Below are 21826 nucleotides of genomic sequence, written 5' to 3'. Positions count from 1 at the left end.
GAGGTGACGCAGGGGGCGGGGGGAGAGCGGGGGGACCGGGGTGTTGTGGTTCATGCAGCGGAGATTCCCGCCTCCGGAGCGCCCGATAACCGCTGTTACACGCTCGTCGACAAATACGGACAAGGCAGTACTAAAGGACGGGTGTTCGGGTGCCGAGTAGGCAGCGAAAACCCCTGGTCCATTCGGGTGGGACCAGGGGTTACGGCTCCGATTGACCGTATTTCGTAACGGCTACCGGACGCCCAAGCTCAGGCCAAAGGTCAGTCAGTGTTGACGGCGCTGACGGCGCTGACGGCGCTGACGGCGTTGGCGGCCCCCGCGTCGCACTCCTGCCCCCGCAGTGCCCGCGCCAGATCGTCCCGCCCCTCCAGCACCAGCCTGCGCAGCGCCGGCGCCGCGTCCTCGTGGGCGGCCAGCCACGCGTCGGCCGCGTCCAGCGTCGCCGGCGAGTCCTGGAGGGAGGGGAACAGCCCCGAGACGAGGTTCATCGCGATCTGGATCGAGCGCTCCTGCCAGACCCGCTCGATCACCGCGAAGTACTTCTGCGTGTACGGCTCCAGCAGGTGGCGCTGGGAGGGCTGGCCGAACCCCGCGATGGTCGCCTCGGCCAGGGCGTTGGACAGCGCGTCGGACTCCACGACCTGCGCCCACGCCTGCGCCTTGACCGCCTCGGACGGCCGGGCGGCCAGGCAGCGGACCTGGTGGCGCTTGCCGGAGGCGGTGTCGTCCCGGGCGAGCTCGGCGGCCAGCGTCTTCTCGTCGGCCACCCCCCACACGGTCAGCGGCTGGAGGAACGCCCACCGCAGCTCCTGGTCGACCTCCAGCCCCTCGATCACGGACGTGCCGTCCAGCAGGCCCTGCAACAGGTCGAAGGCGGCCCGGCCCTCGGCCGTCCGCGCGAAGAACCGCGCCCACGCCAGCTGCTGCTCGCTGCCCGGCTCGGCGGCCAGGAGTTCCCGCTCGGCGCCCTCGGCGAGCAGCCGCGCACCCGGCTCCCGCCACTCGGGCGCCACGTAGTGCACGAGGGCCGACTCGGCCCAGGCGTGCAGCATCTGAAGGACGCCGATGTCGGACTCGCGGCCCGCGAAGCGCAGCACGATGGCGATGAACTCCCTGGCGGGCAGCAGCGCGTCCCGGGTCATGTTCCACAGCGCCGACCAGCACAGGGCGCGGGCGAGCGGGTCGGTGAGGTCGCCGAGCCCCGCCTTCAGGGTCTCCAGGGAGCCCGCGTCGAAGCGGGTCTTGCAGTACGTCAGGTCGTCGTCGTTGACCAGCACGAGCTCCGGCGCCTCGGAACCGGCCAGTTCCGCCACGACCGTGCGCGGGCCGTCGACGTCCGCCTCGGCGCGCGCGTACCGCTCCAGGGCCCCTTGGGGCGTACGGCGGTACAGCCCCACCGCCACCCGGTGCGGCCGCAGCTCCGGGTGCGATTCGGCGGCCTCCTGCACGACGGCCAGCTCGTCGACGCGCCCCTCGGCGCTGAGCAGCACCTGCGGGGTGAGGGAGTTGACCCCGGCCGTCTGGAGCCAGGACCGCGCCCACGCGCCCATGTCCCGGCCGCTGGTCTCCTCCAGCACCGACAGCAGGTCGCCGAGGCGCGTGTTGCCGTACGCGTGCCGCTTGAAGTAGCGCCGGGCACCCTCCAGGAACGCGTCCTGGCCGACGTACGCGACGAGCTGCTTCAGGACCGAGGCGCCCTTGGCGTAGGTGATGCCGTCGAAGTTGAGCTTGGCGTCCTGGAGGTCGCGGATGTCGGCGGTGATCGGGTGCGTGGAGGGCAGCTGGTCGGCCCGGTAGGCCCAGGCCTTGCGGCGGTTGGCGAAGGTGATCCAGGAGTCCTTGAAGCGCGTCGCGCCCACGTTGGCGAAGGTGCCCATGAAGTCCGCGAAGGACTCCTTCAGCCACAGGTCGTCCCACCACACCATGGTGACCAGGTCACCGAACCACATGTGCGCCATCTCGTGGAGGATCACGTTGGCCCGGCCCTCGTAGGAGGCCCGGGTGACCTTGCCCCGGAAGATGAACTCCTCGCGGAAGGTCACCAGGCCCGGGTTCTCCATCGCGCCGAGGTTGTACTCCGGCACGAACGCCTGGTCGTACTTCCCGAACGGGTACGGGTAGTCGAAGTGCTCGTGGAAGAAGTCCAGGCCCTGCTTGGTGACGAGGAACACGTCGTCGGCGTCGAAGTGGGGGGCGAGCCCCTTGCGGCACAGGGCGCCGAGCGGGATCTCCAGACGGCTGCCGTCGTCGAGGACGCGCTCGTAGGAGTCCGTCACGTAGTGGTAGGGGCCCGCCACCACACAGGTGATGTACGTCGAGATCGGCTTGGTCTCCGCGAACCGCCAGACCCCGTCGCTCTCCGAGCCGACGCCGTTGCTCCACACCGTCCAGCCCTCCGGCGCCCGCACCTCGAAGCGGAAGGGCGCCTTGAGGTCCGGCTGCTCGAAGTTGGCGAAGACCCGGCGGGAGTCGGCCGGCTCGTACTGCGTGTAGAGGTAGACCTCGCCGTCCTCCGGGTCGACGAAGCGGTGCATGCCCTCGCCGGTGCGGGAGTAGGCGCACTGGGCGTCGACGACCAGTTCGTTGTCGGCGGCCAGGTCCTCCAGGGCGATCCGGGAACCGTCGAAGACCTCGCCGGGGTCGAGGTCCCGGCCGTTCAGCGACACGGCCGTGACGCTCGGCGCGACCAGGTCCGCGAAGCTCGTGGCCCCCGGCTCGTTGCACCGGAAGCGGATCGTGGTCACCGAACGGAAGGTGCGCGGACCGTCCCCGGGCTCGTCCCCGACCGCCGAGCGCAGGTCGAGGGACACCTCGTACCCGTCGACGGACAGCAGGGCGGCCCGCTCCCGGGCCTCGTCACGGGACAGATTCTCACCGGGCACGGCGATGCTCCCTCGGATGGTGTTCAGCATGCGGACAGGCCCGATCCTGCCATGTGCTCCTGACATCGGTCAGCCGGGAATGGGGTGGGCGGCGGCCGGTGTTGCCGGGGGAAACGAACGCTCTTCTAGGAGACCCATGTCCGAGACCGCGAACGCTTCCGGCAAGACCCCCGTCGACTTCTGGTTCGACCCGCTGTGCCCGTGGGCCTGGATGACCTCACGCTGGGTCCTGGAGGTCGAGAAGGTCCGGGAGATCGAGGTGCGCTGGCACATCATGAGCCTGGCGGTGCTGAACGAGCCGAAGCTCGACGAGCTGCCCGAGGAGTACCGCGAGCTGCTCGAGACCAAGGCCTGGCAGCCGATCCGGGTGGTCACCGCGGCCTGGCAGAAGCACGGCTCCGACATCCTCGGCCCGCTGTACACCGCGCTCGGCACCCGTATCCACAACCAGGGCCTGGGCCCGACCCGCGAGGCCGTCGAGGGCGCCCTGGCGGACGTCGGCCTGCCCGCCGAGCTGATCGAGTACTTCGACCAGAAGGACTTCGAGTTCGACGCCGAGCTGCGCGCCTCCCACAAGGAGGGCATCGACAAGGTCGGCCAGGACGTCGGCACCCCGGTCATCGCGGTCCCCGGCGCCGACGGCGAGCAGATCGCCTTCTTCGGCCCGGTCGTCACCCCGGCGCCCAAGGGCGAGGAGGCCGCCCGCCTCTGGGACGGCACCCTCGCGGTCGCCTCGGTCCCGGGCTTCTACGAGATCAAGCGCACCCGCACGAAGGGCCCGGACTTCAGCAACCTGTAGTCATTTCTCCGGTTCGGGGAACGTACCGCCGTCGTTCACGTCGCCCAGCCGCTGGTAGCGGCGGCAGCCCTCGCGTGAGCAGCGGCGGTACGAGCCCAGCCGAGCCCACTTCGGCTTGGTCTTCTCGACGTGTGCCTTCTCGGCGTCGTTCCTGAGCGGTTCGAACTCCTCGGACGAACCGCAGTTCTTGCAGGGCATCTTCGTCATGTGACCCCCGGTGGCCCGAGGCCGGCTGCCTCGGCCCCGTGAGCGTAGGTCTTCGCGGGGCCGGGACGGCAGCCCGGAATCGGCCCCGCCGCATCGTCAGCGCCGTGCCCGCGCGCGAGTCTCCTCCAGTCGGCCCAGGTGCTCCTCGTACCCCTTCGCGTAGGACGACGCCCGCCCCGCGTCCGGTTCGACGACCGCCGTCGGCTCGGTCCAGACTCCCGCGTCCAGCGGGACCCCGAACCGCTCCGCCGCGGCCAGCACCGCCCCGCGGGCACCCACCTCGCCCTCCACGACCCTGAGCGGCCGCCCGAGAACGTCCGCCAGCAACTGCATCCAGGCAGGGCTGCGAGTCCCCCCGCCGCACACCGCCAGCGACCCCGTCAGACCGGCCGCCTCCAGACAGTGCCGGGCCGCGAACCCGATCCCCTCACAGGTCGCCCGGACGAGATCCGCCTTCGTCGTCTCCAGCGACACCCCGCTCAGCTCGGCCCGCAGACGCGGCTCGACGAAGGGCGCCCGCTCCCCGGAGGGAGCGAAGTACGGCAGCACCCGCACCCCGTGCGCCCCCGGCGGGGTCGACGCCAGCAGGTCGTCCACCTCCGCGTGGGTGACGCCGGTCGTGGACAGCACCCAGTCCAGCGCGGCCGTGCCCACCATCGCCGGCATGGCCCGCAGCCGGTGTCCGTGCCGGTCGGTGGAGATGTACAGCCCGGCGGGCTCACCGCTCAGGTCGAGCTCGGTCGTCGCGACCAGCGCGGCCAGACACGTCCCCACGATGAGGAGTCCGTCCCCCGGCTCCGTGACCCCCGCGCCCAGCGCGCACGCCGGGAGGTCGTACGGCCCGTTCGACAGCCGCGTCCCGGCGGGCAGCCCTTCGCCGCGCGCCTCGCCCGTGCTGATCGGATCCCCGATCGAGGGCAGCAGCCGCCGCCGACGGGTCAGCCCCAGCAGCTCCACGACCCGGTTGTCGTACGAGCGGGTGCGCGGATCGAGGAACGGCATCGACGCGTCCGACACGTCCGTCACCGCGCGCGCCGCGCCCGTCAGCCGCTGGAAGACCATGTCCTTGCAGTACACGGCGCTCGCGGCCGAGTCGAGGGACTTCGGGTCGTACCGGTCGAGCCAGGCCAGCAGCGGCCCCGGCGAGCCCGGGAACATCGCGCCGCCGGTCCGCCGGAACACCGTCTCGAAGGTGCCGTCCGCCAGCCACTGGTCGAGCAGTTCGTGCGCCCGCCCGTCCATCCAGGACACCGCGGACCGCACCGGCCGCCCTTCCCGGTCGACCAGCCACACCCCGTCGCCCTGCCCGGTCAGCCCGGCCAGCTCCACCGGCTCCGGAACCCGTCCGGTCAGCTCGACGAGGACGTCGACGACCGCGTCGTAGACCTCCGCCATGTCCTGCTCGACGCGCCCGCCGTGCAGGGAGAGCTCCACCGGGCGCGACTCGACGGCCAGTTGGTGCCCCGCACCGTCGAAGGCGGCGGCCTTGACCACGGATGTGCCCACATCGATACCGACGTACATTCGGATTCCCTTCTACGACCGTCACGTCAGGCAGTGCGCCAGCCGCTCCCCGCGTGCCCAGCGGCCCACCTCCTCCGCCGCGATCCTCGCCGCCTTCTCGGCCACCGCCCGGCTCGCCCCGCCGAGGTGCGGGGTCAGGACGACCCGGTCGGCCAGGGCGCGCAGCCGGGAGTCCGCGGGCAGCGGTTCGTGCTCGTAGGTGTCCAGGGCGGCCGCCGACAGCCGGCCCGCCTCCAGGGCGTCGCACAGCGCGCCCTCGTCGACGAGCGGGCCGCGGGCCACGTTCACCACGACCGCACCCTCGGGCAGCAGACCCAGCTCGCGGGCGCCGATCAGGCCGCGGGTCTCGGCGGTGAGCCGGGCGTGCAGGGTGATCGCCCGGGAGCGGGTGAGGAGCCGGTCCAGGGAGTTCACGCGCAGGCCGTGGATCTCGCCGCGCACATAGGGGTCGTACACCATCACCTGCGCCCCGAAGGCGCACAGCACGCGGGCGACCCGGCTGCCGACGGCGCCGTAGCCGACGAGCCCGACGGGCAGGTCCTCCAGCTCCAGGCCGCTGTGCTCGTAGGTGTAGTAGGCGGCGCCGCCCTCCCAACTGCCCTGTGCGGCGAGGAGGTCGTGGGCCTGCGGGATGCGGCGCAGGGCGGCCAGGAGCATGCCGACGGTGAACTCGGCGGTCGCGGCGGCGTTGCGGCCGGGGGCGAAGCACACCCGGACGTCCCGGGCCTTGGCCGCGTCGAGGTTAACGTTGACCGGGCCGCCCCGGCACACCACGACCAGCTTCAACCGGTCGGCGGAGTCCAGCACCCGTTCGGTGACCGGGCCCATCTGGGTGACGAGGACCTCCGCGCCGTCCAGCGCCTCGATCAGCTCGTCCTCGGCGTCGCTCGCCTCCGTCACCTCCGACACGGGCCCGAAGGGTTCCAGGGGCCAGCCGAGCGTCAACTCCGTCGTCTGCGCGGCGATCGCGCCCAGCTCGGCCTCGACGGCCCTGGCGATCAGCCCCGGCAGCACGAAGTGGTCGCCGGCCGCCACGACACGTACGGGATCGGTCCTCCGGGTCATCGTCGACCTCCGAGTCGTCGCTTCACTGAGACGATGTTGGGCCGCGGATCCCGGGTACGCATAGACCCCGTGCGGGTGGGAGGCACCGATGACCGGTATGACAGACGAGAACGAGACGGCGTGGCTGGGGATCGACCTCGGCACGCAGAGCGTGCGCGCGCTCGCGGTCACGGCCGGCGGAACCGTGCTGGGCCGGGGTTCCGCCCCGCTCGGCGGCCGTCGTGAGGGCGTGCGGCACGAGCAGGACCCGGGGGAGTGGTGGGAGGCGGTGCGCACGGCGTCCCGTGCCGCGCTGCTCACCCTGACGGGCGTACGGATCGGCGGCGTCGCGGTGTGCGGGACGTCGGGGACGGTCCTGCTGACGGACGCGGAGGGCCGGCCGACGGGCCCCGCGCTCATGTACGACGACGGCCGCGCGGCGGACGAGGCGGCGCGGCTCAGAGAGAAGGGCCTCGCGGTCCAGGACACCTGGGCGCTGCCGAAGGCCCTGTGGCTGGTGCGGGAGCACGGCGCGAAGGGCCGGGTCACCCATCAGCCCGACGTCGTCACCGCCCGCCTGACCGGCGGGCCGGTGCCTGCCGACTCCAGTCACGCCCTGAAGACGGGCTACGACCTTCAGCGCGACGCCTGGCCGGACATCGCCCTCGACCTCCCCGAGGTCGTCCGCCCCGGCACCCGGCTCGGCGCGGTCTGCCCGGCCGCCGCCGAGGCCACCGGCATCCCCGCCGGGACCCCGGTCGTCGCCGGGATGACCGACGGCTGCGCCGCCCAGATCGCGGCCGGCGCGCTGCGGCCCGGCTCCTGGAACTCGGTGCTCGGCACCACCCTCGTCCTCAAGGGGGCCGCCCCGGAACCGGTCCGGGATCCCACCGGCGTGGTCTACAACCACCGCGCGCCGGACGGGACCTGGCTGCCGGGCGGGGCGTCGAGCGTGGGCGCGGGCGCGTTGCCCGCGGACGCCGACCCCGTGGCCATGGACGAGCGGGCGGCCGCGTTCGAGCCGTCCGGCGCGATCGTCTACCCGCTGGTGTCACGCGGGGAGCGGTTCCCGTTCCGCGCCCCGGACGCCACCGCACTCACCCTCGGCACCCCGGCCGACGACGCCGACCACTGGGCCGGCCTCCTCCAGGGCGTAGGGTTCGCGGAACGCCTCTGCCTGGACTACCTGCACCACCTGGGCGCCCCGCTGGACGGCCCCCTCACCTTCACCGGCGGCGCGGCCCGCAGCCCGTACTGGAACCAGCTCCGCGCCGACATCCTGGGCCGCCCGGCCCGCGTCCCGGAACAGACCGAACCGGCGCTGGGAATGGCCGCGTTGGCGGCCCACGGCGTCACGGGGGAGCCGCTGGCGGACGTCGCGGAGCGCATGGTCCGCATCCGCACGACGCTCCGTCCGAACCCGGAGCGCACCGCACTCTTCGCCGAGCCGTACGCCCGCCTCATCGACGAACTCACCCAGCGGGGCTGGCTCCCGACCCCGGTAGCGGCACACGCACACAGCCGACTGAACCGAGAAAACCTGCCTGAACGCCCGCCGACCTAGGGGCGCGGGGAACTGCGCGACCAGCCACGACGGCGCCGCACTCGACGACGGGACCGAACCATGAGCACAACCCTCCTGCTGACCCGACACGGCCAGACCATCTGGCACGCCGAGAACCGCTACGCGGGCGTGAGCGACATCGGGCTCACCGACGAGGGCCGCGCCCAGGCGGAGGCGCTCGGACGGTGGGCCGCCGCACACCGCCCGGACGCGGTGTGGACGTCCCCCCTGTCGCGGGCGATCGCCACCGCCGACCCGGCCTGCCGCGCCCTCGGCGTCACCCCGCACCGCGAACCGGCCCTGAGGGAGTGCGACTTCGGGGTGCTGGAGGGCCGCACCCTCGCCGAGTTCGCCGCGGAGGTGCCGGACGCGGCCGAGGCGTTCCGCGCGGACCCGGTGGCGTATCCCTTCCCCGGCGCCGAGGACCCGACGGCCGCCGCCGCCCGCGGCACGGCGGCCCTGCGCCGCATCGCAGCCGCCCATCGCGGCGAACGCGTCCTGGTCGTCGCCCACAACACCCTGCTGCGGCTGGTGCTGTGCGCGCTGCTGTCGATCCCGCTCGGGGAGTACCGCAGAGTGTTCCCGCGGTTGCGCAACGCGGCGATCACCGAACTCCGCCTGCACCAGGACGGATCCGCCGCACTTCTCTCCCTCAATGTGCCGTGCGAACCGGGCAGGTCGTAGCACGATAGGCCCATGACGGAGATCGACACCTCGGTGCCGCATTCGGCCCGGATCTGGAACTACTGGCTCGGCGGCAAGGACAACTACCCCGTCGACGAGGCGGCCGGCGACGCCTACACGGCCGTCTTCCCCGGCATCGTCACGATCGCCCGCAGCAGCCGTGCCTTCCTCGGCCGCAGCATCCGCTACCTGGTCGAGGAGGCGGGCGTCCGCCAGTTCCTGGACGTCGGGACCGGGCTGCCCACGGTCGACAACACCCACGAGGTCGCCCAGCGCATCGCCCCCGAATCGAAGATCGTCTACGTTGACAACGACCCGCTGGTCCTCGCCCACGCCCGCGCCCTGCTCACCTCCACCCCGGAGGGCGTGACGGCGTACGAGGACCTGACGCTCTACGAGCCGGAGAAGATCCTGGAGGCGGCCTCCCGCACCCTCGACCTCACCCGCCCCACGGCCCTGATCCTCAGCGGGCTCCTCGGCCATGTCGCCGACTACGACCTGGCCCGGGACCTGGTCCGCAGGCTGCTGGCGGGCCTGCCCTCGGGCAGCTACCTGTGCGTCAACGACGGCTCGCGCGGCACCGACCCGGACTACGAACAGGCCCAGGACGCCTACAACGAGACCGGTGCGGTGCCCTACTTCCTGCGTCCGGTGGACAAGATCGAGGCGTTCTTCGAGGGTCTGGAACTGGTGGACCCGGGCGTGGTGTCCGTCCCGCTGTGGCGCCCGGACGGCGACACGGCCCCGGCCCCGATCGGCCAGCACGGCGGAGTGGCCCGCAAACCCTGACCGGAACCGGATGGCCCCCGCGAGTCACGTCCTCGCGGGGGCCTCCGTCCTTCCGCCCGCCCGCATGAAGGGTGAGAAGACGATCACGGGACGGGACGCTTCGGCACGGCCGCTCAGGGCGCCAACAGCAGCACGTCCGTGCGGGACTTGGCGGCCTCGTAGCGCCGGGCCACGTCCTGCCAGTCGACGACCGCCCACATCGCGTCGATGAAGTCGACCTTCTGGTTGCGGTACTGCAGGTAGAAGGCGTGCTCCCAGGCGTCGAAGACGAGGATCGGGGTCGAGCCCTGACCGACGTTGCCCTGGTGGTCGTAGACCTGCTCGACGATCAGCCGCCCGCTGAGCGGCTCGTACGCCAGCACGCCCCAGCCGGAGCCCTGGGTGGTCGCGGCGGCCTTGCTCAGCTGCGCCTTGAACGCGGCGAACGACCCGAACGACTCGGCGACGGCGTCCGCGAGCTCGCCCACGCCGTCGGCCTCCCGCGGCTCGCCGCCCCCGTCACCGGACATGTTCCGCCAGTAGATCGAGTGCAGGATGTGCCCGGAGAGATGGAAGGCGAGGCTCTTCTCCAGCCCGTTGAGCGCTCCCCACGCCTCCTTGTCCCGCGCCTCCGCCAGCTGCTCCAGGGTGTCGTTCGCGCCCTTCACATAGGCCGCGTGGTGCTTGTCGTGATGCAGTTCGACGATCTCGGGGCTGATCACGGGCGCGAGCGCCGCGTAGTCGTACGGCAGCTCGGGCAGCGTGTAGACGGGCATGCGGGGGTCCCCTCCGACCTCTTATTGCGAAGAGCTTGCAACTACAAGCTAGCAACAAGAAGGCGCTTCTGTCGCGCGTACCCCACGCCCGCCAGCACCAGCGTCATGCCGCCCGTCCCGTACAACTGCACCCGCGTGTCCGGCTCGCGGGCCATCAGGACGAGGATCGCCGCCATGCCCGCCAGGGCGATCCAGGTCAGATACGGAAACGCCCACATGCGGACGGCCGGCTGCCCGGCGGCCTCGCGCTCCAGCGCCCGGCGCAGCCGCAGTTGGGAGACCGCGACGAAGCCCCAGACGACCAGGACGACCCCGCCGATCATGTTGAGGAGCCAGGCGAAGACGTCGTCGGGGCGCCAGTGACTGAGGATCACGCAGCCGAAGCCGAACGCGCTGGAGGCGAGCACCGCGACACGCGGCACCCCGCCGGAGACCCGGCCCAGGAACCTCGGCCCCATGCCCCGCTCCACCAGGGAGTGGGCGATCCGGGAGGAGCCGTACACGTTGGCGTTCATCGCGGACAGGAGCGCGATCAGCACGATCACGTTCATGAGCTGTCCCGCTCCCGGGATGCCCAGTTCGTCGAGGGCGGCGACGTACGGGCCCTTCTCCACGACCGCCCTCGCGTCCCAGGGGACCAGGGTGACGATGACCGCCATCGAGCCGACGTAGAACAGCGCGATACGCCACATCGCCGTACGGACCGCGCCCGCCACGCCCCGCACCGGGTCCTCGGACTCGGCGGCCGCGATGGTGACCGTCTCCAGGCCGCCGTACGCGAAGACGGAGGCGAGCAGGCCGACGACCAGGCCCTCGCCGCCGCCCGGGAAGAAGCCCCCGTGGCCGGTGAGGTTCGCGGTGCCGGGGGCGGCCGTGCCCGGCAGGAGCCCGGCGATCGCGAGCACCCCGAGGACCAGGAACAGGACGATCGCGCCGACCTTGAGGGCCGCGAACCAGAACTCGAACTCGCCGAAGTTCTTCACCGCGGCCAGGTTCGTGCCGCAGAAGACCAGCATGAACAGGGCCACCCAGGCCCACTCGGGCGTGCCCGGCAGCCAGCCGGTCACAATCTTCGCGGCGCCGATGCCCTCCAGGCCCACGGCCGTGCACAGCAGCACCCAGAACGACCATCCGGCCGTGAAGCCGGCCCAGGGGCCGATCGCCCGCTCGGCGTGCGCGGAGAAGGAACCGGAGGAGGGGTATGCGGCCGACATCTCGCCGAGCATCCGCATCACCAGCATCACGAGGAGGCCGGAGAGCGTGTAGGCGAGGACGATCGACGGTCCGGCGGCGGCGATCCCCGCGCCGGAGCCGACGAACAGTCCGGCGCCGATGACCCCGCCGAGGGCGATCATCGACAGGTGGCGCTGCTTGAGGCCGTGGGTCAGGGAGGCGTCGGACTCCTGTGGAGCCTTGACGGCGGTGCTGGGCATGGGCGCGGTTCGTCCAGTGCGTGAGACGGCAAAAACGCCCACAGTCTGGGCGGTCTCCCCAGGTCAGAGAGGAGACCGCCCATCATGCGGACGCATCCGGCACCGGCTGTGACTACGCGGCTACGGCCGTGTAGTGCGAGGCGTCGCCCTCGATCGACCAGCTCTCCTTGCCCTCGACGCCCACCGGGACGTCCCCGGCGACGGTCACCCGGTGCAGCCGGCGCGGCAGGCCGTCGTAGTTGTCGACGGCGTAGTGCTGGGTGATGCGGTTGTCGAAGAGCACGAGCTGGTTCTCCGACCAGCGGTGGCGCAGCAGGTTCTCCGGCCGGGTCACGTACGACTGGAGGAGGTCGAGCAGCTTGCGGGACTCGCCCGCCGACAGCCCCACGATGCGCTGGGCGAAGCCGCCGATGAACAACCCGCGCTCGCCGGTCAGCGGATGGACCCGGACCACGGGATGGGCCGTGCGGTAGGTGATCGAGGTGAACTGGGCGCGCCGGGCGGCCTGTTCCTCGTCGACGGTCTCCTCCGGGACGGCGTAGTCGTAGTCGTTGGTGTGCTCGGCCCACAGCTCGTCGGCGAGGCGCCGCAGGGGCTGCGGCAGGTCCCGGTAGGCGGCCGCCGCGTTGGCGATCAGGGTCTCGCCGCCGTACGGCGGGATCGTCAGGCTGCGCAGGGTGCTGGCCTGGGGCGGGTTGAGGACGAAGGTGACGTCGGTGTGCCAGTGGTTGGCGGCCCGGCCGCCCTCACTGTCCACCGGCAGCACGTTCGGGGCGCCGTCGACGGCGGGCACGGTCGGGTGGGCGGTGGTGAGCTCGCCGAAGTGCCGGGCGAAGGCCTGCTGGCCCTCGTCGTCGAGGTCCACGTCACTGAAGACCAGGGCCTTGTGGGTGTTGAGGGCCTCACGCAGGGCCGTGGCCGTCTTCTCGTCGAGCGGCGCGGCGAGGTCGACGCCGGACACGTGGGCGCCGATGCGTGCGGTGATCTTGCGGATCTCGATACCGGGCATGAGAGGGGTCCTTCCTAGGCGTAGGCGGGCTGGACGTGCTGGTTGGCGGGGCGGGGGAGGCCGTAGCGCTCCCGGAGGGTGGTGCGGGGCCCGTACTCCGTGCGGAGCAGGCCGCGGGTGCGCAGGATCGGGACGACGTGGTCGACGAAGGCGTCGAGCCCCGAGGGGAGCACCGCGGGCATGATGTTGAAGCCGTCGGCGGCGCCCTGCGTGAACCACGTCTCGATCGCGTCGGCGACCTGTTCGGGGGTGCCGGCGAAGGTGAGGTGGCCGCGTCCGCCGCCGAGGCGCCCGATCAGTTGCCGCACGGTGAGCCGGTCGCGCCGGGCCAGCTCCACGACGAGCGTGTAGCGGCTCTTGGCACCCTCGACGGCGGACTCCGGCGGCAGGTCGGCGGGCAGAGGGCCGTCCAACTCCAGCGTTCCTGACGGCAGTTGGAGCAGCCGCTCCAGGTTGGCCACGCCGTGCCGGTGCACGATGTGGTCCTCCAGCTCCTGTTCCCGGGCCTGCGCCTCGGCCTCCGTGGCGCCGATGACGGGGACGATGCCGGGGAGCACCTTGATGTGCTCGGGATCGCGGCCGGCCCGGGACGTCCGTGCCTTGAGGTCGGCGTAGAAGGCCCGCGCGTCCTCGACGGTCTGCTGGGCGGTGAACACCGCCTCGGCGTACCGGGAAGCGAACTCCCTGCCGTCCTCACTCGAACCCGCCTGCACCAGCAGGGGGTAACCCTGCGGCGTGCGCGGCACGTTGAGGGCACCCTCGACACTGAAGTACGTCCCCCGGTGGCGCGGCGGGTGGATCTTCGCGTCGTCGCCCCAGACGCCGGCCGCCTTGTCGCCGAGGACCGCGTCGTCCTCCCAGCTGTCCCAGAGCTTCAGGGCCACGTCGAGGAACTCCGCGGCCCTGGCGTACCGCTCCGCGTGCGCGGGCTCCGCGTCCAGGCCGAAGTTGCGGGCGGCCTCCGCGCCGGCGGTGGTGACGATGTTCCAGCCCGCCCGGCCGCCGCTGATGATGTCCAGCGAGGCGAACTTGCGGGCCAGGTTGTAGGGCGAGTTGTAGGACGTGGACGCGGTCGCGATCAGCCCGATGTGCTCGGTGGCCGTGGCCAGCGCGGTCAGCAGCGTGAGCGGCTCCAGCGCGCCGGCCGGCCGCTGGGCGAGGTTGCTCCAGAGCTGCGGTCCGTCGGCCAGGAACAGCGAGTCGAAGGTCCCGCGCTCGGCGATCCGGGCGAGGTGCACGTAGTGGTCGAGCGAGACGTGCGCCAAGGGGTCGCTCTCGGGGAGCCGCCAGGAGGCTTCGTGGTGGCCGGTGTTCATCAGGAAGGCGTTGAGGTGGAGCTGTCTTCCGGTCATGCGTGGTCCTCCGTGACGCCGAGCGCGGCCAGCAGTCGTTCGCGGTACTCGCCCAGCAGGGGGTCCCGGTAGGAGCGCGGGTGCGGGCGGTCGATGGTCAGGTCGAGGCCGATGCGGCCCTGTTCGAGCACGAGCACGCGGTCGGCCAGCACGATCGCCTCGTCCACGTCGTGGGTGACGAGCAGGACGGACGGCCGGTGGCGTTTCCACAGCTCCCGCAGCAGCGCGTGCATCCTGATCCGCGTCAGGGCGTCGAGGGCTCCGAACGGCTCGTCCGCCAGGAGGAGTTCGGGCTCGCGCACCAGGGAGCGGGCGAGGGCGGCACGCTGCGCCTCACCGCCGGAGAGCTCGTTGGGCCAGGCGCGTTCGCGGCCCTGGAGGCCCACCTCGGCGAGCGCCTGCCGGCCCCGGTCCACGCCGTCCGTCCCCAGCAGGACGTTGTCCAGCACCCGCCGCCAGGGCAGCAGCCGCGAGTCCTGGAAGACCACGGACACCCGTTCCGGAGCCGTGAGCTCACCGCTGCCCGCCACCTCGTGGTCCAGCCCCGCCACCGCCCGCAGCAGGGTGCTCTTGCCGGAGCCGCTGTGCCCGAGCAGGGCGACGAACTGGCCGGGCGGGATGTCGAGATCGATGCCGTCGAGGACGGTCCGCCCGTCGAACGACCGGGTCAGGCCCCGCAGCCGTACGGCCGGCCGGGTCAGTTGCTCAGTGTGCGGCGCCATGACAGCACCCTCCGTTCGACGAGACGGACCGCGCTGTCGGAGACCAGGCCGAAGACGCCGTAGACGACGAGACCGACGAGGATCACGTCGCTCTGGCCGTAGTTCTGGGCCTGGAACATCATGTAGCCGAGCCCGCTGGTGGCGTTGATCTGCTCCAGGACGACCAGGCCCAGCCAGGAGCCGGTGACGCCGAGCCGGAGTCCCACGAAGAATCCGGGCAGCGCGCCGGGGATGACGATCTGCCGTACGAAGGCGAACCTCGACAGCCCCTGGACCTCGGCGAGTTCGACGTAGCGGTGGTCGATGCCGGCCAGCGCGGCATGGGTGTTCAGATAGATCGGGATGTAGACGACGATCGCGATGATGGCGACCTTGAAGGACTCGCCGATGCCCAGCCAGAGGATGAACAGCGGGATCAGACCGAGGGTGGGGATCGCCCGGTTGAGGTTCACCGTCCCGTCGATCAGCGCTTCGCCGACCCGGCTGAGCCCGGCGGCCAGGGCCAGCAGGACACCGGCGGCCAGTCCGATCGCGAAGCCGGACGCGGCCCGCTGGAGCGAGGTCAGGACGTCGGTGGGCAGCGTCCCGGCGGTCCACAGGTGGGCGCCGGTCTCCACCACGGTCCAGGGCGCTGGGATCGCGGCCGGGTCGAGCCGTCCCGCGGCGGAGGCGGCCGCCCACAGGGCGAGGAGGAGGACCGGCCCGACGAGGCGCGCGGCGGGCAGCCGCCTGCCGGGGGAGAGCCGGCGGCGCCTGCGGACCTCCGTGCCCGTCTCGGGAGCGGCGACGGCGACCGTCGTGGTCACGGCGCTCACCGCCGGTACTCCGCCGGCACGGACTTCGCGGCGATGCCCTCGAAGCGGTGGTCGAACAGCTCGCCGACGTCGAACTTCTTCACGAAGCCGCCCTCCGCCAGCAGATCCGCGGTCTCCTGCTCCCACCTGATCGCCTCGTCCCAACTCGGAGGGAAGAGCGGCTTGTTGGCCAGCGCGGTCACCGCCTTCGCCTGGGCGGGGGTCAGGTTCTGCGTCTTCACGTAGAACTCCTCGTTCCAGATGTCGGGGTTCTCGTACGTCCACACCTGGCCCTTGGCCCAGTACGGGATGTACGCGGCGACCGCGGCGGCCTTCGCGGGGTCGCCCAGCACCGAGGTCGGCGCCCACAGCAGGTTGAGCAGGTCGACCACGTCGGTGGTGATGGCGTGCGCCCCCTTCGCCTCGTACTGCTGGAGGTAGGCGGGTGCCTGGCTGTTGGCGAGCGGCGCCACGTCCACCTGGCCGGACTGCAGGGCGGTGAAGAACTGGTTGCTGGTCAGCGGGACGAGCTTCACCTCGTCGTACGAGAGCCCGGCCTTCTTCAGGGCCCGCAGCAGGACCACGCCCTGGGCCTGTCCCTGGGAGAACGCGAGCTTCTTCCCCCTGAAGTCCCCGACCGTGCGGATGTCACTGCCGGGCTTGGTGGCGAAGAGGTAGTTCGGCTTGCGGGTGATGTTGATCGCGACGATTTTCGCGTCGTATCCCTGGAAATGCGCCTGGATCGGCGGGATTCCCGCGTTGTTGGCGACGTCCAGGGAACCGGCCCGGAAGGCGTTGATGACATCCGGGCCGGCACTGATATTGGCCCAGCTCGACACCTTGAAAGGTGGCTCACCCAGCTTTCCGAGTTTGAGTTGCAGTTGCTGGGTGCCGGAGTACGAGGCGATCTTCAGGCTGGTGCCGGCCGGGACCTCGGCGGCGAGCGGGGCGGACAGGGCGTCCTTGCCGTCGGCGGCGGCACTGCTGCCGACGCAGCCGCTGAGGCCGGCGACACCGGCCGCGGCGCCGAGGACCGAGGAGAGGAACAGCCGCCGGTCGATGCCGGACGAGGCGGCGGTGGACGTGCGGAAATTGCGCATGGGAAGACTCCCTGAATCAGTGCAGGAGAAAGTCACTAAGAAATGCGTTCAGGCAGGGGAAATGAGCGCGTCACGCGGGGCAACGTGTCAGCAACAAAGGGCGCGACAGTACAGGTGCGGGCTCATGAACAGGATGTTCCCGGTTCCGCCGAAGCCCTGTCAACATTCGGAGTTTCTGAATTAAATAGCCTCAGGTGACGCGGCCAGCGGATCCCGGTACAGCACGTCGAGCGCCACCGCGCCGCCGGCCACCGCGAGGACCGAATCCGGGAAACCCGACGGAACGACGGACGCCGCGCGGTCGTCGCCCACCCCCTCGCGCAGGGCCGCCAGGCAGTCCTCCCGGTGCAGGACGCCGACCTCGGTCACCACGACCGTCTCCGGGTTCAGCACGTCGAGGAGCAGCCGCGCGGCCCGCCCCACGGCACCCGCCCGCTCCGCCAGCAGCCGTGCCGCCACCGGGTCGCCCGCTGCCGCCGCGGCGACCACGTGCATCGGGTTCACGCCCTCGACGATCCCCGCCCGCCGGGCCCGTCGGCACAACGTCCGCTCGCTCAGCTCCACCTGGAGGCATCCGGTCCGCCCGCACTCGCAGGGCTCGGTACCGCCCGGCACCGGGAGATGGGCGATCGCGCCCGCCTGGGAGCGCGGCCCGTGGTGCACCTCGTCGTTGGTGGCGAACGCCGCGTCCACCACGTTGCCGACGAACAGGTGCAGCACGCTGCGGCTGCCGCGGGCCCGGCCGAACAGCCGCTCGGCGTTGACCAACGCCCGCGCGTGCCCGTCCACATGGACCGGCAGGCCGGTGCGGTCGCCGAGCAGCTCCCGCACCGGTACCTCGTGCCAGCCCAGCAGGGGGTGCTCGACCACGGTCCCGGAGTCCCGGTCCACCCAGCCGCCGGCCGCGAAGCCGACCCCCAGGCAGCGCAGCCGCGGGGACCGGGCGAGGAGCGCGGCGAGGGCGTCGCCGGCCCGCGCCAGGACCGCGTCGGCGTCGGCGCCGTCGGCCCCCTTGTGCCGCAGCTCTCGCACGGCGACCACCCGGCCGCGCAGATCCAGCAGCGCAACGGTCGTATGGGGGACGGCCACATGGATCCCGCCCACAACGAATCGTGACGCGTCGAGGTCCACGGGCACATGGGGGCGGCCCACACCCTGGGAGCGCCGGGGCGTCTCCGACTCACGGATCAGGCCGAGTTCGGTGAAGCGTGAGCAATAGTCCGTCACGGACGCCGGGGACAGCCCGGTCAGCCGGGCGATGGTGCTGCGCGCCACCGGTCCGTGCTCCAGCACGGACCGCAGGACGACGCTGGCGCTGGTCCGGCGCCGGGACGCGGAGGGGGAAGGGGAAGAGGGACGGGAAGGGACAGGGGGTGCCACGGAAGGGGGCATGGAGGACCGTCCTCGGAACGGGGGCCGACACGTCTCGGAGGATGAGGCGGGCCGGAGCCCGCCTCACACCGGACGGCGACAGACGGCCGTGCCCACGCGTCGCAGGTCGACGTGGCGACGCGAGGAGAAGTACCGGGACTGGGCGACCATGTCCGGAAGGGTAGGCCAGGAACGGTGAATCCGACCAGACCACTAGGGTTCATTTGGTGGTTCCCCACAGCGGGACCGATGCCGCGCGCTGTATCCCGCACCACCTCACCTCAGTGACAGGCATCACGCCGTACCGGGTGTAGCTTCCCCTCTTTGTCCGGAGTCCACCAAGCCGCCGTTCGAGGCTTTGTCGACCGTTGACGGTGGTCGGCCCGAGGGCGCCGGGATAGCGTCACGATGTCCCCCGCCGTTCACACCCTCGCGGAGTCCCCATGAGCACCGCCGTCGCCCCCGCCCGCACCGGTCAGGTCCTCGCCGACCTGATCCCCGCCTCCCGCGTCCGGGACGTCGCGCTCGTGGTGGGCGGCGCCGCGCTCACCGGGCTCGCGGCCCAGCTCTCCGTGCCCGTGCCGGGCTCCCCGGTGCCGGTGACCGGCCAGACCTTCGCCGCGCTGCTCGTCGGCACCACCCTCGGTGCCCGCCGCGGTGTCGCCTCCCTCGCGCTGTACGCGCTGGCGGGCCTCGCCGGGCTCCCGTGGTTCGCCCAGGGCACCTCCGGGTTCTCCGTCTCCTTCGGCTACATCCTCGGCATGATCCTGGCCTCGGCCGCCGTCGGCGCCCTGGCCCGCCGCGGCGCCGACCGGAGCGTGTGGCGGACGGCCGGTGCCATGCTGGCCGGCGAGGCCATCATCTACGCGATCGGCGTCCCGTACCTCGCCTACGCCGCCGACATGTCGCTGTCCGCCGCCGTCGCGGCCGGCCTGACCCCCTTCCTCCTCGGTGACGCCCTCAAGGCGGCCCTCGCGATGGGCGTCCTGCCCACCGCCTGGAAGCTCGTCAAGCGCTGACGAACATGTGCTGACACACATGCCGGAGGCATGGCCCGACAGGTTCCGTCAGGCCATGCCTCCAGTCGTTCTCCCGCACGGATCAACCGGTGGGCCGCGGCCGGCGCTGCGACCACCACAGCCCGGCCACGCCCGCCGACATCAGTGCCGCGCCCGCGGCCCCGAGGGGCAGCAGGTCACGTGCCACGCCGGTCTTCGGCAGCTCGCGCGGGGTGTCCCCGCCCGGTGCCACCGGCTTGTTGTCGGTGCCCAGCAGCAGCGGGGTGGCCGGGGCGTTCGGCGACGGGTTCGTCGTACCGAACGGAACCGGGCCCTGCTGCCAGAACGTCTTCTTTCCGTCGCCGGTCTGTACCGGCAGACAGATCTTTCCGGTCTTCTTGAGATCGAATGTCGCATCGACGGCGTACGACTTCGACTTGCCGGCCGCGAGATTGTCGACCGGGCAGGCGAAACCGCTGTTCGAACCCTCCGGCAGATCTTTTTCTTCGATCTGAGAACAGCCTTGAACGTTTGTGACCGTCATGCCGTCGAATCCGACGACCAAAAGCCTGATCTTTCCGCTGTCCTTGCTCCCGTCGTTCTTCACGGTGGCCGTGAGATCGGTCTTCTGCGAGCTGTTGTCGACCGAGATCGTCCCGGGCAGTGTCGTCGTCAGCTCCACCCCGGCCGGCGCCTTGTCGACGGCCTTTCCCCCCTTGCTGCTTGCCGGTCCCTCCTCCGCGCTCGCGGTGAAGGAAAAGATCATCACCGTCGAGAAGGATGCCGTGACCAGCGATCCGGCGATGGTCGTCATACGACGAGAACTCATGTTCGTCCCCCTTGGCTGCGCCTGAATTCGCAGTACTTGAAGAGGTACCACAAGATTTCTCCGCACTATGCTGGTACGGCGCGAAGTGTGTCCATTGTGTTCCACGCGGGGCGTCGTTGAGGGGGTGCAGCGGATTGCCGGGGAATACGGGAGAGACGGGAAATGCGAGGCGCGGCGGAGTTCCAGGGCTCCTGGTGACAGGACGCTATCGCCTGGTCGAAAGCATCGGCCAGGGGGGAATGGGGCGGGTGTGGCGGGCCGCCGACGAGATGCTGGACCGGCAGGTCGCGGTCAAGGAGATGCGGATCGACGGCCTCGACGCGGAGGACGCCAGGACCCGCCGTGAACGGACCCTGCGTGAGGCCCGGGCCACGGCCCGGATCGACCACCCCAACGTCGTACGGGTCTACGACGTCGTGGACGAGGGCGAACGCCTGTGGATCGTCATGGAGTTGGTCAAGGGCCGCTCCCTGGAACGGATGACGGCGGAGGACGGCCCGCTGGACCCGCGCGAGACCGCGCTGCTCGGCCTGGGGCTGGTGCAGGCCCTGCGCCAGGTCCACGCGCGGGGCGTCCTGCACCGGGACATCAAACCCGGGAACGTCCTGGTCGAGTCCGGCGACCGCACCGGACGGCGCATCGTGCTGACGGACTTCGGCATCGCCGCGATGCAGGACGCCGAGGCGCTCACCATGGTCGGCATGCTCGTCGGCTCCCCGGACTACATGGCCCCCGAGCGGGTCTCCGGGCGCCCGCAGGGGCCGCCGTCGGACATCTGGTCCCTCGGGGCGACGCTGAGCGCGGCCCTGGGCGGCCGTTCCCCGTTCTCCCGCGACACCACCCTGGCCACCCTGCACGCCGTCCTCTACGAGGAGCCCGAACTCCCCGCGGCGGCGGGTCCGTTGACCGACGTCCTGACGGCCCTGCTGGAGAAGGACCCCTCGATACGCCCGGGCCTGGACGAGGTGGAATCGGCCCTGCGCGAGGTCGCGCTCCCCGCGCCCACGCCGACTCTGCGGATGGAGGCGGGGGAGGAGGCTCAGGCGGGAGAGGACGCTCAGGCGGGGGAGGAGGCGAGCGGTTCCGGAGCTCCCGGGACCGCGGGGGCTCAAGGAACGCCGGGCGACGCGGACGCCCCCGCGGCGGAGGCCGTGGCCGAGGAGACCGGGTCGCCGGACGGTCCGGGAACAACGGCCCCGGCGGACACGTCCGACACCGCGCCGAGGGCCTCGGAGACCCCGCCCCTGCCGTCGACCCGTCGGGAGTCACCCACGCCGGCCTACCTGGGACCCCGGGTCGTGCGGGCGGCACGGGACCCGAGGGTGCCGGACCTCCCGGGCGAGGCCGATGCCGAGAGCGCGGAGACGGGTCCTGAGGGGGCCCGGCCCGTGGCCGGGCACGCCGGGGAGGCCGTACGACGGCCGGCGGGGGACCGCGCTGCCGGGGAGCCGTCGGATGCCGTGCCGCCGGCGGGGGATCGGGTCGCCCCCGAGGCCGGGGAACCGTCGGACGCCGTGCCGGTGCGGGGCGGATCGGCGGACCGGGAGGCAGCCGGGGACACGGGGCCCGACGAGCGCGTCGCCGAGGATGCGGACGGTGCCGAGGATGCGGGCCGTGCCGAGGAGGAGGACGGCGCCGAGGGCGTCGGCGCGCAGCCCGCGTCCCGCTCCACCGCAGGGACTCGTACGCCCCCCGCCCCCCTGGCCGCCTCGGCCGATCACATCGCCAGTGCCTCCACCGAGGCCGTCTCCGAGGAGCGGTCGGAGGCGCCGTCCGGGAACTCGGTGGGAGCCGTACTCCGGGCAGGGGCCACCACGAGCAGCACGCCCCTCGCGAGCGCCCCCACCCAGGACTCCCTCACGACCGGTGCCCCGACCGAGCACTTCCCGGTGCCGGACGCGCCGACGCGGGACAACGCCACGCACGCCGCCTCCGCCCCCACCCGTGTCAGCGCGTCCGGCACCGGGAAG

The 21826-nt window shown here is 72.0% G+C and carries 19 protein-coding genes; 6 read left to right on the top strand and 13 right to left on the bottom strand.

Annotated elements, in window-relative coordinates; translation table 11 throughout:
- Window positions 1-260: 260 nt before the first annotated feature.
- Window positions 261-2882, bottom strand: coding sequence for an aminopeptidase N (pepN, locus tag AOJ26_RS21725; RefSeq protein WP_053849996.1), 2622 nt, complete (start codon window positions 2880-2882; stop codon window positions 261-263).
- A 136-nt stretch (window positions 2883-3018) separates the two neighbouring features.
- Here pepN and AOJ26_RS21720 point away from each other — a divergent pair, with 136 nt between their 5' ends.
- The gene (locus AOJ26_RS21720; protein WP_053849995.1) at window positions 3019-3681 is read left to right on the top strand and encodes a DsbA family protein; all 663 of its coding nucleotides are present in this window, start codon (window positions 3019-3021) and stop codon (window positions 3679-3681) included.
- On the opposite strand, the gene AOJ26_RS21715 is transcribed toward AOJ26_RS21720, so the two are convergent.
- From AOJ26_RS21715 to AOJ26_RS21705, 3 genes are all read right to left on the bottom strand, one after another.
- Window positions 3682-3888 (bottom strand): hypothetical protein, encoded by a 207-nt coding sequence (locus tag AOJ26_RS21715; protein ID WP_053849994.1) that lies wholly within the window; start codon window positions 3886-3888, stop codon window positions 3682-3684.
- A gap of 96 nt (window positions 3889-3984) precedes the next feature.
- Window positions 3985-5412: an FGGY-family carbohydrate kinase gene (locus tag AOJ26_RS21710; RefSeq protein ID WP_053849993.1), complete on the bottom strand. Its 1428-nt coding sequence runs from the start codon at window positions 5410-5412 to the stop codon at window positions 3985-3987.
- Window positions 5413-5433: 21 nt separating this feature from the next.
- Window positions 5434-6477 carry a 2-hydroxyacid dehydrogenase gene (locus tag AOJ26_RS21705; protein ID WP_053849992.1) on the bottom strand — a complete coding sequence of 348 codons (1044 nt, stop codon included), beginning with the start codon at window positions 6475-6477 and terminating at the stop codon, window positions 5434-5436.
- Between the two features lie 97 nt (window positions 6478-6574).
- On the opposite strand from AOJ26_RS21705, the gene AOJ26_RS21700 reads away from it, so the two are divergent.
- Genes AOJ26_RS21700 through AOJ26_RS21690 form a run of 3 tightly spaced genes read left to right on the top strand, consistent with a single transcriptional unit; the run spans window position 6575 to window position 9493 of the window.
- Complete coding sequence (locus tag AOJ26_RS21700) at window positions 6575-8020, top strand: FGGY-family carbohydrate kinase (protein ID WP_053849991.1); 1446 nt, start codon at window positions 6575-6577, stop codon at window positions 8018-8020.
- A gap of 60 nt (window positions 8021-8080) precedes the next feature.
- Window positions 8081-8704: a histidine phosphatase family protein gene (locus AOJ26_RS21695; protein ID WP_053849990.1), complete on the top strand. Its 624-nt coding sequence runs from the start codon at window positions 8081-8083 to the stop codon at window positions 8702-8704.
- Window positions 8705-8716: 12 nt separating this feature from the next.
- Window positions 8717-9493: an SAM-dependent methyltransferase gene (locus AOJ26_RS21690; RefSeq protein WP_053849989.1), complete on the top strand. Its 777-nt coding sequence runs from the start codon at window positions 8717-8719 to the stop codon at window positions 9491-9493.
- A 113-nt stretch (window positions 9494-9606) separates the two neighbouring features.
- Here the strand turns inward: AOJ26_RS21690 and AOJ26_RS21685 are convergent, their stop codons facing one another.
- The 8 genes from AOJ26_RS21685 to AOJ26_RS21650 form a co-directional block, all read right to left on the bottom strand.
- A complete protein-coding gene (locus tag AOJ26_RS21685; RefSeq protein WP_053849988.1) occupies window positions 9607-10248 on the bottom strand; it encodes a superoxide dismutase in 642 nt (213 codons plus the stop codon).
- Window positions 10249-10289: 41 nt separating this feature from the next.
- Window positions 10290-11681, bottom strand: coding sequence for an amino acid permease (locus tag AOJ26_RS21680; RefSeq protein ID WP_053849987.1), 1392 nt, complete (start codon window positions 11679-11681; stop codon window positions 10290-10292).
- 112 nt (window positions 11682-11793) lie between these two features.
- Complete coding sequence (locus AOJ26_RS21675; protein WP_053849986.1) at window positions 11794-12690, bottom strand: TauD/TfdA dioxygenase family protein; 897 nt, start codon at window positions 12688-12690, stop codon at window positions 11794-11796.
- Window positions 12691-12704: 14 nt separating this feature from the next.
- Complete coding sequence (locus AOJ26_RS21670) at window positions 12705-14042, bottom strand: LLM class flavin-dependent oxidoreductase (RefSeq protein ID WP_053849985.1); 1338 nt, start codon at window positions 14040-14042, stop codon at window positions 12705-12707.
- Entirely contained in the window at window positions 14039-14764 is a 726-nt protein-coding gene (locus AOJ26_RS21665; RefSeq protein WP_053849984.1) for an ABC transporter ATP-binding protein, read from the bottom strand. Before AOJ26_RS21665 ends, AOJ26_RS21670 begins: the two co-directional genes overlap by 4 nt.
- Window positions 14740-15579 (bottom strand): ABC transporter permease, encoded by an 840-nt coding sequence (locus AOJ26_RS21660; protein WP_053849983.1) that lies wholly within the window; start codon window positions 15577-15579, stop codon window positions 14740-14742. The genes AOJ26_RS21665 and AOJ26_RS21660 overlap by 25 nt, the downstream gene beginning before the upstream one ends.
- The gene (locus AOJ26_RS21655) at window positions 15576-16658 is read right to left on the bottom strand and encodes an ABC transporter substrate-binding protein (RefSeq protein WP_053849982.1); all 1083 of its coding nucleotides are present in this window, start codon (window positions 16656-16658) and stop codon (window positions 15576-15578) included. Before AOJ26_RS21655 ends, AOJ26_RS21660 begins: the two co-directional genes overlap by 4 nt.
- A gap of 180 nt (window positions 16659-16838) precedes the next feature.
- Window positions 16839-18050 carry an ROK family protein gene (locus tag AOJ26_RS21650; RefSeq protein ID WP_053849981.1) on the bottom strand — a complete coding sequence of 404 codons (1212 nt, stop codon included), beginning with the start codon at window positions 18048-18050 and terminating at the stop codon, window positions 16839-16841.
- Between the two features lie 422 nt (window positions 18051-18472).
- On the opposite strand from AOJ26_RS21650, the gene AOJ26_RS21645 reads away from it, so the two are divergent.
- A complete protein-coding gene (locus tag AOJ26_RS21645; protein ID WP_053849980.1) occupies window positions 18473-19048 on the top strand; it encodes a biotin transporter BioY in 576 nt (191 codons plus the stop codon).
- Window positions 19049-19130: 82 nt separating this feature from the next.
- Here the strand turns inward: AOJ26_RS21645 and AOJ26_RS21640 are convergent, their stop codons facing one another.
- A complete protein-coding gene (locus AOJ26_RS21640; RefSeq protein WP_053849979.1) occupies window positions 19131-19856 on the bottom strand; it encodes a hypothetical protein in 726 nt (241 codons plus the stop codon).
- A 239-nt stretch (window positions 19857-20095) separates the two neighbouring features.
- Here AOJ26_RS21640 and AOJ26_RS44500 point away from each other — a divergent pair.
- The coding region (locus AOJ26_RS44500) for a serine/threonine-protein kinase (RefSeq protein ID WP_234358640.1) at window positions 20096-21826 on the top strand (1731 nt) is incomplete at its 3' end.

Source organism: Streptomyces sp. NRRL B-24085 (assembly GCF_001282115.1).
Classification (GTDB): Bacteria; Actinomycetota; Actinomycetes; order Streptomycetales; family Streptomycetaceae; genus Streptomyces.
The sequence above is the reverse complement of the archived record's forward strand: the minus strand, read 5'-3'. Positions and strand labels throughout refer to the sequence as shown.

Excerpts from the sequence above, each read along its gene's own strand:
- AOJ26_RS21690 (WP_053849989.1), top strand. The coding sequence starts at position 8,717 with ATGACGGAGATCGACACCTCGGTGCCGCATTCGGCCCGGATCTGGAAC.
- AOJ26_RS21655 (WP_053849982.1), bottom strand. The coding sequence starts at position 16,658 with ATGCGCAATTTCCGCACGTCCACCGCCGCCTCGTCCGGCATCGACCGG.
- AOJ26_RS21685 (WP_053849988.1), bottom strand. The coding sequence starts at position 10,248 with ATGCCCGTCTACACGCTGCCCGAGCTGCCGTACGACTACGCGGCGCTC.
- AOJ26_RS21705 (WP_053849992.1), bottom strand. The coding sequence starts at position 6,477 with ATGACCCGGAGGACCGATCCCGTACGTGTCGTGGCGGCCGGCGACCAC.
- AOJ26_RS21665 (WP_053849984.1), bottom strand. The coding sequence starts at position 14,764 with ATGGCGCCGCACACTGAGCAACTGACCCGGCCGGCCGTACGGCTGCGG.
- AOJ26_RS21675 (WP_053849986.1), bottom strand. The coding sequence starts at position 12,690 with ATGCCCGGTATCGAGATCCGCAAGATCACCGCACGCATCGGCGCCCAC.
- AOJ26_RS21720 (WP_053849995.1), top strand. The coding sequence starts at position 3,019 with ATGTCCGAGACCGCGAACGCTTCCGGCAAGACCCCCGTCGACTTCTGG.
- AOJ26_RS21670 (WP_053849985.1), bottom strand. The coding sequence starts at position 14,042 with ATGACCGGAAGACAGCTCCACCTCAACGCCTTCCTGATGAACACCGGC.
- AOJ26_RS21710 (WP_053849993.1), bottom strand. The coding sequence starts at position 5,412 with ATGTACGTCGGTATCGATGTGGGCACATCCGTGGTCAAGGCCGCCGCC.
- AOJ26_RS21715 (WP_053849994.1), bottom strand. The coding sequence starts at position 3,888 with ATGACGAAGATGCCCTGCAAGAACTGCGGTTCGTCCGAGGAGTTCGAA.
- AOJ26_RS21640 (WP_053849979.1), bottom strand. The coding sequence starts at position 19,856 with ATGAGTTCTCGTCGTATGACGACCATCGCCGGATCGCTGGTCACGGCA.
- AOJ26_RS21645 (WP_053849980.1), top strand. The coding sequence starts at position 18,473 with ATGAGCACCGCCGTCGCCCCCGCCCGCACCGGTCAGGTCCTCGCCGAC.
- AOJ26_RS21700 (WP_053849991.1), top strand. The coding sequence starts at position 6,575 with ATGACAGACGAGAACGAGACGGCGTGGCTGGGGATCGACCTCGGCACG.
- AOJ26_RS21695 (WP_053849990.1), top strand. The coding sequence starts at position 8,081 with ATGAGCACAACCCTCCTGCTGACCCGACACGGCCAGACCATCTGGCAC.
- AOJ26_RS21680 (WP_053849987.1), bottom strand. The coding sequence starts at position 11,681 with ATGCCCAGCACCGCCGTCAAGGCTCCACAGGAGTCCGACGCCTCCCTG.
- AOJ26_RS21650 (WP_053849981.1), bottom strand. The coding sequence starts at position 18,050 with ATGCCCCCTTCCGTGGCACCCCCTGTCCCTTCCCGTCCCTCTTCCCCT.